Origin of the sequence: Solimonas flava DSM 18980 (assembly GCF_000426685.1) — a bacterium.
In the GTDB taxonomy this organism is placed as follows: domain Bacteria; phylum Pseudomonadota; class Gammaproteobacteria; order Nevskiales; family Nevskiaceae; genus Solimonas; species Solimonas flava.
In genome coordinates, this window is the sequence record NZ_AUFV01000003.1 from 121,719 (window position 1) to 137,482 (window position 15,764).

9 protein-coding genes are annotated in these 15,764 nt (G+C 70.7%); 3 read left to right on the plus strand and 6 right to left on the minus strand.

From position 1 onward, the window contains the following. The first annotated feature begins 2 nt into the window (after nucleotides 1-2). Entirely contained in the window at nucleotides 3-3,098 is a 3,096-nt protein-coding gene (locus tag K343_RS0105650; protein ID WP_028007218.1) for an efflux RND transporter permease subunit, read from the plus strand. Between the two features lie 573 nt (nucleotides 3,099-3,671). On the opposite strand, the gene polA is transcribed toward K343_RS0105650, so the two are convergent. Genes polA through lptM form a run of 3 tightly spaced genes read right to left on the minus strand, consistent with a single transcriptional unit; the run spans nucleotide 3,672 to nucleotide 8,040 of the window. Further along, nucleotides 3,672-6,497: a DNA polymerase I gene (gene polA, locus K343_RS0105655; protein WP_028007219.1), complete on the minus strand. Its 2,826-nt coding sequence runs from the start codon at nucleotides 6,495-6,497 to the stop codon at nucleotides 3,672-3,674. Beyond that, the gene (gene lysA, locus K343_RS0105660; RefSeq protein ID WP_028007220.1) at nucleotides 6,494-7,741 is read right to left on the minus strand and encodes a diaminopimelate decarboxylase; all 1,248 of its coding nucleotides are present in this window, start codon (nucleotides 7,739-7,741) and stop codon (nucleotides 6,494-6,496) included. The genes polA and lysA overlap by 4 nt, the downstream gene beginning before the upstream one ends. Nucleotides 7,742-7,800: 59 nt before the next feature. Beyond that, nucleotides 7,801-8,040 carry an LPS translocon maturation chaperone LptM gene (gene lptM, locus K343_RS24750; protein WP_028007221.1) on the minus strand — a complete coding sequence of 80 codons (240 nt, stop codon included), beginning with the start codon at nucleotides 8,038-8,040 and terminating at the stop codon, nucleotides 7,801-7,803. Between the two features lie 88 nt (nucleotides 8,041-8,128). On the opposite strand from lptM, the gene K343_RS0105670 reads away from it, so the two are divergent. Further along, nucleotides 8,129-8,803: an alpha/beta hydrolase gene (locus tag K343_RS0105670; RefSeq protein WP_028007222.1), complete on the plus strand. Its 675-nt coding sequence runs from the start codon at nucleotides 8,129-8,131 to the stop codon at nucleotides 8,801-8,803. Between the two features lie 15 nt (nucleotides 8,804-8,818). Here K343_RS0105670 and K343_RS0105675 read toward each other — a convergent pair whose 3' ends face one another. Beyond that, nucleotides 8,819-10,279, minus strand: coding sequence for an aminotransferase-like domain-containing protein (locus K343_RS0105675; protein WP_043112199.1), 1,461 nt, complete (start codon nucleotides 10,277-10,279; stop codon nucleotides 8,819-8,821). Between the two features lie 148 nt (nucleotides 10,280-10,427). On the opposite strand from K343_RS0105675, the gene K343_RS24350 reads away from it, so the two are divergent. Then, entirely contained in the window at nucleotides 10,428-10,598 is a 171-nt protein-coding gene (locus K343_RS24350) for a hypothetical protein (RefSeq protein WP_154662458.1), read from the plus strand. Between the two features lie 13 nt (nucleotides 10,599-10,611). Here the strand turns inward: K343_RS24350 and K343_RS0105685 are convergent, their stop codons facing one another. Together K343_RS0105685 and K343_RS0105690 are read right to left on the minus strand one after the other, a co-directional pair. Next, nucleotides 10,612-14,010 carry a translocation/assembly module TamB domain-containing protein gene (locus tag K343_RS0105685; RefSeq protein WP_028007224.1) on the minus strand — a complete coding sequence of 1,133 codons (3,399 nt, stop codon included), beginning with the start codon at nucleotides 14,008-14,010 and terminating at the stop codon, nucleotides 10,612-10,614. Then, on the minus strand, nucleotides 14,007-15,743 hold the full coding sequence (locus tag K343_RS0105690; RefSeq protein ID WP_154662459.1) for an autotransporter assembly complex protein TamA: 1,737 nt from the start codon (nucleotides 15,741-15,743) through the stop codon (nucleotides 14,007-14,009). The genes K343_RS0105685 and K343_RS0105690 overlap by 4 nt, the downstream gene beginning before the upstream one ends. Nucleotides 15,744-15,764: the final 21 nt, after the last annotated feature.

Genomic DNA, 15,764 nt, shown 5'->3' on the forward strand with positions numbered 1-15,764 from the left:
ACATCAACTTCTCCGCCTGGTCGATCCACAAGCCGACGCCGGCGGTCCTGCTGTTCTTCCTCGCGACGGTCGCCGGCTTCTTCGGCTTCCGCTCGCTGCAGATCGCCAACATGCCGGACTTCGATTTCCCCGGCATCACGGTCGACGTGCAGCTGCCGGGCGCGACGCCGTCGCAGCTCGAGAACGAAGTCACGCGCAAGATCGAGGACGCCACCGCCAACATCCCCGGCGCGCGCCACGTCACCTCGACGATCGGCGACGGCTATTCATCGACGTTCATCGAGTTCGAGATCGAGAAGAACGTGCAGGAAGCGCTCGACGACGTGCGCGACGCCGTCACCGGCGTGCGCTCGGCGCTGCCGGCCGACATCCTCGAACCGACGATCCGCCGCGTGACCACCAACGGCGGCTCGATCGCGACGTACACGGTCACCGCCGACAACATGGACGCGACCGACCTGTCGTGGTTCGTCGACAATATCGTCAGCAAGGCGATCATGCCGATCAAGGGCGTCGGCAGCGTGTCGCGCTTCGGCGGCGTGTCGCGCGAGATCCGCGTCGAGCTCGATCCGGTCAAGCTGCAGGCCTACGGCGTCACCGCCGGCGAAGTGTCGCGCCAGCTCAACAACATGCAGCAGGAAGCACCCGGCGGCCGCGGCGATCTCGGCGGCCTCGAACAGGCCGTGCGCACGATCGGCACGGTCAAGACGGCCGACGACCTGCGCGGCTACAGCTTCCCGCTCGCCGACGGCCGGCGCGTGCGCCTCGACCAGATCGCGCGCGTGCGCGACACCGCCACCGAGCCGCGCCAGGCGGCGATCCTCGACGGCAAGCCGGTGCTGTCGTTCCGCGCCTACCGCGCGCGCGGCGCGGCCGAGGCCGACACCGCGAAGGCGATCATCGCCAAGGTCGAAGAACTCGGCAAACGCTATCCGCACGTGCACTTCGAGCAGGTCTACACCACGGTCGGACCGATCGAGCATCAGTACCACGCTTCGATGCAGGCGCTGCTCGAAGGCGCGATCCTCGCCGTCATCGTCGTCTGGATCTTCCTGCGCGACTGGCGCGCGACGCTGATCTCGGCGGTCGCGCTGCCGCTGTCGGTGGTGCCGACCTTCGCCTTCATCCACTGGGCCGGCTACACACTCAACACCATCACGCTGCTGGCGCTGACGCTGGTGATCGGCATCCTCGTCGACGACGCCATCGTCGAAGTCGAGAACATCATGCGCCATCTGCGCATGGGCAAGACGCCGAAGCAGGCCGCGCTCGACGCCGCCGACGAGATCGGTCTGGCGGTGATCGCGACCTCGCTGACGCTGGTCTCGGTGTTCCTGCCGGTGGCGCTGATGCCCGGCATTTCGGGCCTGATCTTCAAGCAGTTCGGCTGGACCGCGTCGATCGCGATCCTCGCCTCGCTGGTCGTCGCGCGCCTGCTGACGCCGATGATGGCCGCCTATCTGCTGAGCGGCGCAGCGGATTCCGAGCACGAGCACGAGGACGGCTGGGTCATGCGCCGCTACCTCAAGGCGGTGCGCACCTGCCTGCAGCACCCGTGGCTGACCTGCCTCGGCTCGGCAGCGTTCTTCGCCGCGTCGGTCGCACTGTTCGTCGTGCTGCCGAAGACCTTCCTCAATGCCGGCGATCAGGCGCTGACGATCGTCACCATCGAGGCGCCGCCGGGTTCGACACTGGCGCAGACGCTGGCGATGAACGACAGCGCCTACCAGCGCCTGCGCGATCTGCCCGAGATCCGCCACGTCTACACCATCATCGGCAACGGCGTGACCGCCGGCAGCACGGTGTCGAGCGGCGGCAGTGTCACCACGGCGACGCTGCTGATTCCGCTGACGCCGCAGAAGGACCGCAAGCGCTCGCAGCAGGAAGTCGAGACCGAGATCGGCCAGCGCCTGGCGAAACTGCCCGGCGCTCGCATCACGGTCGGCGGCAACGGCAACGGCCAGCAGCTGACGGTGCAGCTGACCAGCGAGGACCCGCAGATGCTGCAGGCCACCGCCGAGAAGGTGCTGCGCGACATCCGCACCCTGCACGGCCTCGGTGGCGCCACCTCGTCGGCCAGCCTGCTGCGCCCGGAACTGGTGATCCGCCCGGACTTCGCGCGCGCCGCCGAACTCGGCGTCACCGCCGAGGCGATCGGCGACGCCGTGCGCATCGCCACCTCGGGCGACTACGAGGTGATCCTGCCGAAACTGAATCTGCCGGAACGCCAGCTCTTCATCCGCACGATGCTCGATCCGGCCGCGCGCACCGATCTGGAAACGATCCGCCAGCTGCGCGTCGCCTCGAGCGCCGGCCCGGTGCCGCTCGGCAACGTCGCCAGCGTCGCCATCGAAGGCGGCCCGGCGCAGATCGACCGCTACGACCGCGCGCGCAACGTGACGCTGACCGTCAACCTGCAGGGCCGTCCGCTCGGAGAGGTCAACAAGCAAGTCGAGGCGCTGCCGTCGATGCAGCATCTGCCGACGCAGGTGCGGCGCGGCGAAGGCGGCGACGTCGAGTTCATGAACGATCTGTTCGGCAATTTCGCGGTCGCGATGCTGACCGGCATCTTCTGTGTGTACGCCGTGATGGTGCTGCTGTTCCACGACTTCGCGCAGCCGGTCACCGTGCTCGCGGCGCTGCCGCTCGCCGCCGGCGGTGCGCTGGGCGCGCTGGTGCTCGGCGGCATGAGCCTGTCGCTGGCGTCGCTGATCGGCCTGCTGATGCTGATCGGCATCGTCAGCAAGAACTCGATCCTTCTCGTCGAGTACGCGATCGCGGCGCGCCACCAGCGCGGCCTGTCGCGCCTCGACGCGATCATCGACGCCTGCCACAAGCGCGCCCGGCCGATCGTCATGACCACGGTGGCGATGGTCGCCGGCATGCTGCCGATGGCGCTGAACATCAGCGGCGCCGATTCCGGTTTCCGCGCGCCGATGGCCACCGCGGTGATCGGCGGCCTGATCACCTCGACGGTGCTGAGCCTGGTGGTCGTGCCGGTCGTCTACGAGATCGTCGACGACATCGAAGGCTGGATCGGCCGCCGGATCTTCCGCCGCAAGGCGCCGGCGCTGCCGGCCGAGCTGCACCTGAGCTGAGGCTGCCGGCCGAGCTGCATCTGAGCTGAGGCAGCCCGCCGCGCCGCGTACCGCTGCGGCGGGCCGCGGCCGGCCGCTCCGTCCGGGGTCCGGGCAATAAAAAACCCGATGGCCAGGGGAGGAGCCATCGGGTCATGCTTTCCGGCTTGGGGATGCCGGACCCGCCCAGGGAGTGGAGGCGGGGAGCGGGACAGGGAGTGATCCCACTCGCAAGATTGGACGCCGGCCGCCGCGGAAAAGTTCCGGCACGTTCCGAAGTTTTTTTCGCGAAGCCGGCGGCGAATGCCAAGCACCGGATTCGACAAATAAAAAAGCCCGGTGACTTGGGGGAAGCCACCGGGCCACGCTTTCCGGCCATGGGGGGATGCCGGACCCGCCCAGGGAGTGGAGGCGGGGAGCGGGACAGGGAGTATCGCCGCTCAGGGGATTAGATGTGGCCCCCGCCGGGGAAGTTCAATGGCGTCGTGCGATCTTTTTTTGCGGCGCCGCAATTCGCCCTGGGGCCGCAATGAAATCAAGGGTCTGCAGAGGCTGATGTTCGGGTCAGTCCGCGGTTCTGGAACTAAATTTCGTTCAGCTTCCGCTACTTGCGTGGCCGCTCGCGGCGTGGGCCGAATCCCACTCGGAACCGAAGCCGAAATCGGCGACCAGCGGCACATCGAGCTGGGCGATGCGCACCATGCGCGCGGCGATCAGCGGCGCCTGCTCGCGCAGCCGCGCCTCCGGACCTTCGAACACCAGTTCGTCGTGCACCTGCATGATCATGCGGATGTCCGGCGCCCGGCGCTGCAGATAGCGGGCGACGTCGACCATCGCCAGCTTGATGAGGTCGGCGGCGGTGCCCTGCAGCGGCGCGTTGATCGCGGTGCGCTCGGCGTACTGGCGCTGGGCCTGGTTGCTGGCGGCGATGTTCGGCAGGTACAGGCGGCGGCCGAACAGGGTCTCGACGTAGCCGGTCTCGCGCGCGCGCATGCGCGTCGTGTCCATGAAGTGCTTGACGCCCGGATAGCGGCCGAAGAAGCGATCGATGTAGTCCTGCGCCTCGCCGCGCGCAATGCCGAGCTGGCGCGCCAGGCCGAACGCCGACATGCCGTAGATCAGGCCGAAGTTGATCGCCTTGGCGGCGCGGCGCTGGTCGGTGCCGACCTGTTCGAGCGGCAGGCCGAAGACCTCGGCGGCGGTCGCCTGGTGAATGTCGAGCCCTTCGCGGAACGCCGCCTGCAGGCGCGGATCGGCCGAGAAATGCGCCATCAGGCGCAGTTCGATCTGCGAGTAGTCGATCGACACCAGCGCGTTGCCGGGCTCGGCGATGAAGGCCTGGCGGATGCGCCGGCCTTCGGCGTTGCGCACCGGGATGTTCTGCAGGTTCGGGTCCGACGAGGACAGGCGCCCGGTCGCGGCGACCGCCTGGTGGTACGAGGTGTGAATGCGGCCGGTGCGCGGATTGACCGCGAGCGGCAGCTGCTCGGTGTAGGTCGAGCGCAGTTTCTGCAGCGCCCGCCAGTCGAGGATCAGGCGCGGCAGCTTGTGCTCGGCGGCGAGGCTTTCGAGCACGTCCTCGGCGGTCGAGGGTTCGCCTTTCGGCGTCTTGCCGAGCACCGGCAGCTTGAGCTGTTCGTAGAGGATCGCGCCGAGCTGCTTCGGCGAGCCGAGGTTGAACTCGGTGCCGGCTTCCGCATAAGCCTCGCGCTGCAGCGCCGCCATGCGCTCGGCCAGTTCCAGCGAGATCTTGCCGAGCAGCGGCACATCGACCTTGACGCCGGTCTGCTCGATCTCGGCGAGCACCGGCACCAGCGGCATCTCGATGGTCTCGTAGACCTTGTTCAGCGCCGCGCTCGCCATCAGGCGCGGATGCAGCGCCTGGTGCAGGCGCAGCGTGATGTCGGCGTCCTCCGCCGAGTAATGTCCGGCGACGTCGAGCGCGATCTGGTTGAAGGTCAGCTGGTTCTTGCCCTTGCCGGCGATGTCGGTGAAGGCGATCGTCTTGTGGCCGAGATACTTCTCGGCCAGCGTGTCCATGTCGTGACGGTTGCCGGCGGCGTCGAGCACGTAGCTCTGCAGCATCGTGTCGTGGGCGACGCCGGCGACCTTCACGCCATGGCGCGCGAAGACGTTGAGGTCGTACTTGATGTGCTGGCCGAGCTTCGGCTTGTCCGCGTCTTCGAGCAGCGGCCTGAGCTGGTCGAGCACCCAGTCGCGCGGCAGCTGCGGCGGCGCGCCGAGATAGTCGTGGCCGACCGGCACGTACCAGCCGCTGCCGGCCTCGACGGCGAAAGCGATGCCGACCAGGTTCGCCTGGTTCGAATCGAGGCTGTCGGTCTCGGTGTCGACGCAGATCAGCTCGGCGGTGCGCAGCTTTTCGAGCATCGCCGCGAACACCGACTCTTCGGTGACCAGCGTCGCGACCGTCGCCTGCGGCGGCGGCAGCGGCGCGTCGGTCAGCGCTGCGGTCGGCGGCGCCTCGGGCGCTCCGGGCGCCGACGAGACCACGGAGGTCGGCACTTCCTGGCGTTCCGGCGCCGGCGGCAGCTCGCCGTTCTGCTGGCGCAGCTCGTCGATCCAGCGGCCGAAGCCGAGCCGCGTGTAGATCGCGGCCAGCTTGGCGACGTCCGGCGCGCGCGGCCTGAGTGCGTCGACCTGGATCGGCAGCGTCAGGTCGCAGCGGATCGTCGCCAGATCCCTGGCCATCGGCAGCTGGCCGAGCGCGGCGCGCAGCTTCTCGCCGATCTTGCCCTTGATCTGGCCGGCGTTGGCGACGACGTCGTCGAGCGTGCCGTATTCGTTGAGCCACTTCGCCGCCGTCTTCGGGCCGACGCCGTCGATGCCGGGAATGTTGTCGACGCTGTCGCCCATCAGCGCCAGATAGTCGACGATGCGCTCCGGCGGCACGCCGAAGCGTTCGATCACCGCGTCGCGGTCGAGGCGGCGGTTCTTCATGGTGTCGAGCAGGTGCACGCCGTCGTGCACCAGCTGCGCCATGTCCTTGTCGCCGGTGACGATCAGCACCGGCTGGCCGCGCTGCGCGGCCTGCGTCGCCAGCGTGCCGATGACGTCGTCGGCCTCGACGCCGGCTTCGGCGATCACCGGCAGGCCCATCGCCTCCAGCATCTCGACGATCGCCGGGTACTGCGCCTTGAGCTCGGCCGGCGTCTCGTCGCGGTTGGCCTTGTACTCGGCGTAAATCTCGTGCCGGAAGTTGGTGCCCGGCGCGTCGAAGATGACGGCGATCTCCTCCGGCGCGTAATCCTTGAGCAGGCGCCGCAGCATGTTGCCCATGCCGTACACGGCGCCGGTCGGCTCGCCGTGCGCATTCGACAGCGGCGGCAGCGCGAAGAACGCGCGGAACAGCCACGACGAGCCGTCGATCAGGATCAGCGGCTGGCGCGCGGCGTCGCTCACGGCAGCAGGCACTCGCCGCGCACGAGATCGTCGAAGGTCTCGCGCGCGCGCACCAAGTGCGCGGCGTCACCGTCGACCATCACCTCGGCCGCGCGCGGCCGGCTGTTGTAGTTCGACGCCATCGTGAAGCCGTAGGCGCCGGCGGTGCGCACCGCGAGCAGATCGCCCGGCGCGATCGTCAGCAGGCGGTCCTTGCCGAGCCAGTCGCCGGACTCGCAGACCGGACCGACGATGTCGTAGACCTGCGCCGGCGCGTCGTGGCGCTCGACCGCCGGCACGATGTCCATCCAGGCCTGATACAGCGTCGGCCGCAGCAGATCGTTCATCGCTGCATCGACGATCGCGAAGCGCTTGTCCTCGCCGCCCTTGAGACCGAGCACGCGGGTGACGAGCAGGCCGGCGTTGCCGGCGATCGCGCGGCCCGGCTCGGTCAGGATCCTGAGGCCGAGCGCTTCGAGTTTCGGCCGCAGCGCGCCGGCCCACTGCGAGGGCTCGATCGGCTGCTCGTCGCGATAGCGCACGCCGAGGCCGCCGCCGACGTCGAGGTGGCGCAGCACGATGCCGTGCCCGCGCAGGCGCTCGACCAGCGCCAGCACGCGGTCGAGCGCGTCGAGGAACGGCGAAACCTGCAGCAGCTGCGAACCGATGTGGTTGGCGATGCCGACGATCTCGATGCCGTCCATCGTCGCCGCCTGCCGGTACAGGCGCTCGGCGCTGGCGATGTCGACGCCGAACTTGTTGTTCTTCAGACCCGTCGAGATGTACGGGTGGGTCTTGGCGTCGACGTCCGGATTGACGCGCAAGGCGATGCGCGCGCGCTGGCCCATCAGCCGCGCGGTCGCGTCGAGCAGATCGAGCTCGTACTCGGACTCGACGTTGAAGCAGTAGATGCCGGACGCCAGCGCCAGGCGGATTTCGTCCTCGGTCTTGCCGACGCCGGAGAACACGACCTTGCCCGGATCACCGCCGGCGCGCAGCACGCGCTGCAGCTCGCCGCCGGAGACGATGTCGAAGCCGGCGCCGAGCCGCGCCAGCGTCTGCAGTACGGCGAGGTTGGAATTGGCCTTGACCGCGTAGCAGACCCAGTGATCGAGCCCGGCCAGCGCGTCGTCGAACGCGTGGAAATGACGCTGCAGCGTGGCCTTCGAATAGACGTACAGCGGCGTGCCGTAGCGTTCGGCGAGTTCGGCGACGGGCGTCTCTTCGGCGTGCAGCACGCCGTGGCGGTATTCGAAATGGTCCACGAGTCAGGGGCCTGGGGAAAAAACGGTGATGACGATGAAAACGCAAAAGGCGCGGCGTGCTAGCGCCGCGGCGCGGCATCCGGCTCATCCGGCTGATCCGGTGCCGACGGCGCTGCGGGCGCCGCGGCCGGCGGCGGCGACGGCGCCTCGGGCGCCGACTCGGCGGCCGGCACGACCTTGATCGGCGGGCGCTTGGCCTGGTGCTTCGGCGCACCCTGTTCCGGCAGATACAGCGGTCCGGTCTGCCCGCAGGCAGACAACAGGAGGGCGGCGCAGAGCAGGGCGATCGTCTTCGGCATGGGCGGCGGGTCCGACAGGCCGCAAGTGTAGCCTGCTTCGGCAGCGCGGCCATTGGCGAGCGCCGCCGCAGCGTCGACAATCCGGCCCATGCGCGCCCAGCACCACGCCAGCGAAGTGATCCTCGAGCCGGAACGCAGCGCGCGCGCCGCCGTGATCTGGCTGCACGGCCTCGGCGCCGACGGCAACGACTTCGTGCCGATCATCCCGGAGCTGGACCTGCCGCGCGATGCCGGCATCCGCTTCGTGTTCCCGCACGCGCCGGTGCGCCCGGTGACGCTGAGCGGCGGCCTGCCGATGCGCGCCTGGTACGACATCGCCGGCCTGTCAGCCGCGCAGAAACAGGACGCCGACGGCATCCGCGCCTCGGAGGCGGTCGTGCGCGGCTACATCGCCGGCCAGATCGCGGCCGGCATCCCGGCCTCGCGCATCGTGCTCGCCGGCTTCTCGCAAGGCGGCGCGATCGCCCTGCACACCGGCCTGCGCCTCGAAACGCCGCTCGCCGGCCTCGTCGCACTGTCCTGCTACCTGCCGCTGCACGAGTACCTCGAAGCCGAGGCCACGCCGGCCGGCCGGCAGATGCCGATCTTCATCGCCCACGGCCGCCACGACCCGATCGTGCCCTACGCCTGGGGCGAGAGCACCGCGCAGGGCCTCGCCGAGCGCGGCTACGACGTGGTCTGGCGCCGCTACACGATGGCGCACGAGGTCTGCGAGGAAGAAATCGCCGACATCGGCGCCTTCCTGCGCGAGCGGCTGCTCTAGCGTCGGCGGCCGCGCTCAGCCGCGCCCGGCGGCCAGCGCGTGCGCGATGCGGCCGAGCGTGGCGATGCCGGCGGCGACCGTCTCGCTCCACGGCATCGCGCAGTTCAGACGGATGTGATGCGCGTACTGCGCGCTCGCCGAGAACAGCGTGCCGGGCCGGATCGCGATGCCGGCCTGCGCGGTGCGACGGAACATCTGCACCGCGTCGACCGTGCCCGGCAACTCGATCCACAGCACGAAGCCGCCCTGCGGCCGCGACACGCTGGTGCCGTCCGGAAAAGCCTGCAGCACGGCCTCCGAGATGCGCGCGATCGAACGCGCGAGGCTGGCGCGCAGGCCGCGCAGGTGGCGCTCGTAGCCGCCGGTTTCCAGGTAGCGGCTGACGATCATCTGCGGCAGCGAGGCGGTCGCGCAGGACAGCGTGAACTTGCGCCGCGTCAGCTCGCGCGCGTAGCGGCGGCTGGCGATCGCGCCGACGCGGAAACCCGGCGACAGCGTCTTGCTGAACGAGCCGCAATGCAGCACCAGATCGGCCTCGTCGTAGACCTTCAGCGGCGTCGCGCGGCCGGCGACGAAGCCGAGCTCGCCGTAGACGTCGTCCTCGATCAGCGGAATGCCGGCGGCGTTGAGCGTGCGCACCACCTCGCGCTTGGCCTCGTCCGGCATCAGGCTGCCGGTCGGGTTGTTGAAGTTCTGCACGAACAGCGCGGCGGCGATGCGGTGCCGGCCGACGGCGCGGCGCAGGTCGTCGGGATCGATGCCGGTGAGCGGATCGTTCGGCAGCTCGACGACGCGCAGGCCGTGCTCCTCGGCGGCCTGCAGCAGGCCGTAGAAAGTCGGCGCCTCCATCAGCAGCGTATCGCCGGCGCGGGTCAGCGCGCGCAGGCAGAGGTTGATCGCCTCCATGCCGCCGGTGGTGATGACGATGTCATCGGCCGCGACCTCGGCGCCCAGCGCCGCGAGACGCCCGGCGAGCTGCTCGCGCAAGCGCTGGTAGCCCGGCGACATCTGATACGGGATCGCCAGCTCGGGCTCGTCGCGCAGCAGCTGGCGGGCGACGCGGTTGAGGCTGGCGACCGGCAGCAGCGAAGGCTCCGGCACCGAATCGCCGAAACGCAGCGACCCGCCGATGCGCGCCTGCAGGAAATCGGCGACCAGCTCGCCGGAGATCAGGCTCGGCGGCCCGCTCGGCGCCTGCAGCGTCTGCGGCAGCGGCCGGGCCTTGGGCGCGGCGCTGACGAAGTAGCCGGAGCGCGGCCGCGAGCCGATCGCGCCGAGCGCTTCGAGGTGCTCGTAGGCGCGCAGCACGGTGGTGATGCTGCGGCCGGTCTGCCGCGCCAGCTCGCGCACCGACGGCAGGCGGTCGCCCGGGCGCAGCCCGCCGCTGCCGATCTGGGCGAGCAGCTGCTGCGCGACGGCCGCGTAATGCGGCTCGCGAACGTCGATCGCAAGCGCGCCGTGCTGTACGTCATCCATCGCTCATTTCCGGCTGGTGCCGCGCTCCTTGCGCGGATCTGCGCGCATTCTGTGCTCGCTCTGTATCTTTTGAAAGCTCCGATCATGTATCTGTTATTGATCGCCGCGATGCGCAGAATAAGCCGGGCGCCGATCCCGGAGATGCGCCATGAGCACCGCCCCGCTGCACGCCCTGAAGAAGTCCGAGACCCGCCGCGGCCGCGCCGCCGCCGGCGCCGTCCGCCGGCCCGGCGCCACCGAGCGCCTGGCCTTCGCGCTGGCGCTCGCCGCGATCGCGCTCGGCGGCGCCGGCATCGCCCACGCCCTGCTGGCGCGCTGAGACAGGTGCGTCGCTACTTGCGCTCGAAGGTGTAGATCACGTCGCCGCCGGACTCGATGCCGGTCTCGGTGCGCACCTTGAAGCCGCGGCCGATGTCGTACTGCAGGCGGAAGGTGTGGCCGGGCAGGAACAGGCCGATGCCGTAGCTGATGAACAGTTTCGGCGTCAGATACTTGCCGACCGTGAACATCGCCTGATCGTTGGTCTGGCCGGGCTTGGCGCCGACGCTGATCTGGTCGATGCCGATCTTCGAGCCGAGCTGCTGCGCCAGCCATTCGCCGCCAACCAGACCGAGCGAAGTCGCGGCGCCGCCGACCATCTGCTTCTGGTCGGTGCTGGTGGTGTCGGTCAGCGGCTTGCCGAGCACCAGCCAGGCGAGCTGCTGCTGCTGCGGCATGGTCGGCGTCGAGAACAGCTTGAAGTCCGGCTTCCTCAGCGTGCCGCGCACGTAGAGGCCGACGGTGATCTCGTCGGTCGGCTTGCGCGTCGCGCGCACCTCCAGCGCCGGCTCGGTGACCGGCCCGCCGCTGAAGATCAGCTTGCCGGTCTCGATCGTCAGGTCCTGGCCGTAGGCCTTGTAGTGCCCGTCGACGAGGCTGATCTCGCCGCGCGCGCGCGTCGCCACGCCCGGCTCCTCGAGCGCCTGCACCGCGCCCTTGAGCTGCGACTTCAAACCGAAGCCCTCGAAGTGCACGTCGTCGCCGAGCTTGAGCGTGACGTCGGCGCTGATGCGCAGGTTGCGGCGCTGCTGCGCGCCCGGGTCGTCGCCGACCATGACCTCGTCGGCACTGGCCGACACGCTGCCGTCGCCGAGCGACTTCGGCGTGATCTGCGCGCGCGGCACCAGCACCGTGCCGGTGACGACCAGGCGCCGCTCGCCGAGCGTGGCATGCAGATCCGGCGACACCCACAGGCGCGCGTCGCTGGTTTTCAGCGCCTGGAAGTTTTCGCCGCGCGCGCGCAGATCGAACTTCAGCGGATCGACGCGCGGGTTGATGTCGCCGCTGACGCGCACCACACCGCCGTCCGAGCTGGCCTCGCCGTCGAGGCGCACGATGCCGTCGCCGGCGGCATCGGCGCGCAGGCCGATCTGCTGGATCGAGATGCCCGGCGTGACCAGATCGAGCTCGCCGTCGCGCAGTTCGGCGTGGCCCCGCAGGCGGGGATCGGCGAGCGTGCCGCCGAGCGCGAAATGACCCTCGGCGCGGCCGGCGGCGCGGTTGATCTCGGCGCTGACCAGGCGCAGCCAGGACAGATCGGGCATGTCGATGTCGAGCGTGCCGCTCAGCGGCCGCGCCGTGAACACCGCGGCCGGCGCCAGCAGCGCCTTGCCGCGCACGGCGCCGGCCGCAAACGGCAGATCGAGTTCGAGCCGGGTGCCGGCGGCGCCGTCGTCGTCGAGGCTCAGGCGCGCCGGCTTCAGCTCGATCGGCGGCAGACCGCCGAGCTGCCAGTGGCCGGCGCCGGTGGCGGCGTCGAGGCGCAGGTCGAGCAGGCCCTGCGGGCCGATCTCGGCGAGGCCGCTGGCCTGCAGCACGACGTCGACATTGGCGCCGCCGAGCAGCGGCTGCAGATAGGCGAGCGCGAAGTCGGACAGGCCGAAGTCGATGCGGCGGATACGGCCGTTGCGCTTGATGGCGGCGCAGGCGCGCGCGCTGCCGCTGTTCCAGCACATCGGTTCGAGCAGCACGTCGCTGGCGTCGGCACTGAGCGCCGCCGGCTGCTGCAGCGTCCACGCCGCAAGTTCCGGCGGCGCGATGCGGCCGCTGCGGATCTCGCCGCGCCAGGCCGGCCGCCTGGCATCGAGCGCGCCGTGCGCGGCGAGCTCGACCGTGCCCTGCCCGGTGTCGGCGCGCACGACGATGTCATGGGCCGCGGCCGGCCCGTGGATCGCCAGGCTCGCCGTGTGCAGCGGCACGCCGACGTCGCCGTCCTGCAGCGCCAGATCGAGGTCGAGCTGCCGCGCCGGATCGACGTCGGCCTTCAGTGTCGCGGCGGCGACGCGCAGGCCGGCGTAGCCGAGTCCGGCGGCGCGCGCGTCGGCGACGACGTGCGGCAGCGGCAGGGCGCCGCGCACCTGCACGCGGGCGTGCAGGCTGCCGGCGAGCCCCGGCCAGGCGTCCTCGAGGCGCGGCGCGTCGACGACGGCCTGCGCGTCCAGTGTCGGCAACAGCTGGCCGCGCGCGTCGAGCTTGACGCTGCCGCTCTGCGCCTTCAGCGTCTCGAAGCTCAGCACCGCGCCGGCGTAGCGACCGCGCGCCTCGGCGGCGAGCGGGTAGCCGCGCAGCGTCGAGCGTTCGAGACGCGCCGCGAAGCGCACGTCGGGCCGGCCGTCGGCGATCTCGGTACGCGCCTCGAAGCTGCCGTTGACGAGGCCCGGCAGCGCGTCGAGATAGCGCTCCGGGCGCAGGCCGGCGAAGCGGCCGCTGCCGTCGATGCGCAGGCCGTCGCGCCAGTCGACGTCGACGCGGGCGTGCAGCTCGCCGCCGAGCGCCTGCACGTCGAGCCTGGCGAGATGCACGGCGCCGAGCGAGCCGGTGCCGCTGGCGCTGAGCTGGAGCGGCAGGCGCGGCAGGCTCAGCGCGCCGTCGAGATCGAAGACGTAGTCGTCGAGGCGGCCGCGCCAGTGCGCCTGGCCGCCGGCGCTGGCGAGTTCGCCATCCGGCGCCGAAGCGCCGCTGCCGGCCGGCGGCCAGGCGATCTTCTGCCATTGCAGACGCAGGTCGCCGTCGCTGCCGTAGCCGAAGCGGCCTTCGAGCCGGGCGATCGCGAAGCCCTGCGCGTGCAGCGGCTGCAGCTCGACGGCATCCGGATGCAGGGTGGCGACGCCGTCGAGACGCGCGCGGCCGACCCAGGGCGTGGTCGCGGCGAGGTGCTGCAGCACGACGCGGTCACCGCGCCAGCTGCCGATCAGCGCAATGTCGTCGATCTCGATCGGCGCGCCGCCGGCGACGATGCGCAGCCGGCCGACCGCCGCGTCGCGCACCGCGAGCGCGAACGGCAGCTGCGTGATCGCGCCCTGGTCGGCGCCGGTCGCGGCCGGCGCCGCGGCCGGCGCCGGCTTGACGGTGATCTCGACGCTGGCCGCGCGCAGGCGTTCGACGTCGAGGCGGCGGCGCGCGAACTGCAGCAGGTCGGCGTCGAGCTCGGCGTCGCGGATGTCGATGTCGACGCTGTCGAGCGTGATCGACAGCCGCGCCAGCCGCAGCGGTCCCCAGGCGCTGCCGTCGACGCCCTCCGCGTGAATCATGCCGCCGGTCAGGCGCTCGGCGACGCGCAGGCCGAGCGTCGCGCCCGGCGCGGTGAACAGCACGAACACCAGCGTGCCGACCAGCAGCGCCAGGGCGATGCCGAGCGCGGCGCGCACGACCGCCAGCGCCAGCCACAGGCCGTGCCGCAGTGCCGCGCTCACAGGCCGATCCTCACGCCGAAGTGCAGACGCACCGGCGACTCGTCGCGATCGAGCGGGTGCGCCAGGTCGATGCGGATCGAACCGACCGGCGAGCGGTAGCGCAGGCCGGCGCCGACGCCGTAGTGCAGGTCCGGGGCGACGTCGTTGGCGACGCCGCCGCCGTCGCCGAACGCGGCGACGCCCCAGTTGCCGTAGACAGCGGTCTCGAACTCGACGCTGAAGGTCGTCAGGAAATTGCCGCCGATGATCTGGCCGGCGGCGTTCTCGGGCCCGAGCGACCGATAGCCGTAGCCGCGCACCGACTCGTCGCCGCCGGCGAAGAAACGCTGCGAAGCCGGCAGGCGCCCGAAATCCTCGACCCAGTTGGCGCCGTACTCGTAGCGCAGCAGCAGCCGCGAACGGCGCAGCAGCGGCCAGGCGGCCTTGGCGATCGCGTGCGCCTGCACGAAGCTGACGGTCGAGGCGACGTTGTAGGCGGCGCCGTGCACGTCGGCAAACAGCGACCAGCCCTGGCGCGTGTAGATGCTGTCGTCGAGATCGGCGCGGTTGAGCGTCAGGCCGGGCATCAGCAGGTCGGCGACCACGGCGTCGTCGGCGCCGAGATTCGAGTTCTCGTGCAGGTATTTCAGGTAGTAGCGGCGCTGCAGCTTGCCGGGCGCGCGCGCCAGCGCGATGCCGATGCCGCGCAGGTAACTGGTGCCGGCGTCGTAGTCCTGCTGGCTGATGTTGCCGGTGATCGAGAACAGCTCGCCGGCCTTGTTGCCGACCGGGATGCGGTATTCGGCGAGCGCCTGCTCCTTGATCGCCGAGACCTGCGTTTCGAGATGCAGGGTATGGCCGTGATCGTTGAGGCGCCGGAAGTCGGCGCCGACCGAGCCGCGCGGCCCGGTATCGGTGCCGTAGCCGAGACCGAAGTCGTAGCGCTGCGTCTTGCGCGGCAGGGTGTGGATGATGATCGGCACGCGATGATCGACCGCGGCCTCGCGGTCGGGCACGATCTCGACGTTGTCGAAGTAGCCGAGATCGCCGAGCGCGAACTGCGTGTCGAGCAGCTGCTGCGGATCGTAGACGGCGCCCGGCCGGATCGGCACGTAGCGGCGCAGGAAGCCGTCGTCGAGCGGGTGCGCTTCCTGCTGCACGACCGTGAACTCGCCGAAACGGTACTGCGGGCCGGTCTCGAAGTGCAGCACCGCTTCGGCGCTGTTGTCGGACGGTTTCACGCGCAGCTCCGACAGCACGTAGTGCGCGTCGAGGTAGCCCTTGGCGTAGGCGGCGCTCGACAGCACGGCCTTGGCCTCGTCGTAGTCGCTGTGCAGCAGCGGCCGGCCGGCGGCGAGGCGCCGGCGCATGCGCCGCTCCTCGTCGGCGAAGTCGCCGGCCCCCTCGCCGGCGATCTCGATGTCGACCGCCGCCAGCGTGGTGCGCGGGCCCGGGTCGATGACGTAGGTCGCCCGCCAGTTCGGCGCCGCGCCTTCCAGGCGCATGTCGATGAACGGGTTGTAGTAGCCGAACGGGCGCAGCGATTCGCGCAGCTCGGGACCGGCCTGGCGGTTCAGATGCTCGACCGCGGCCTGGTCGAGATCCTTGCGATGTGCCTCGTCGCGGATCGTCAGATAGGCCTCGGCGTTGCTCTTCATCTCGCCGCCGACGCCGCGCACGTCCACCTCGATGTCAGCCCTCGCCGCCAGCGGCATCAGCAACAGGCAGCAGAGGACGGCGCGGACAGGGAACACGGGCAGGGGATGGTGGTTCCG

Coding starts and splice junctions, on each gene's coding strand:
- K343_RS0105675 (WP_043112199.1), bottom strand. CDS start 10,279: ATGGATGACGTACAGCACGGCGCGCTTGCGATCGACGTTCGCGAGCCG.
- K343_RS24350 (WP_154662458.1), top strand. CDS start 10,428: ATGAGCACCGCCCCGCTGCACGCCCTGAAGAAGTCCGAGACCCGCCGC.
- lptM (WP_028007221.1), bottom strand. CDS start 8,040: ATGCCGAAGACGATCGCCCTGCTCTGCGCCGCCCTCCTGTTGTCTGCC.
- K343_RS0105670 (WP_028007222.1), top strand. CDS start 8,129: ATGCGCGCCCAGCACCACGCCAGCGAAGTGATCCTCGAGCCGGAACGC.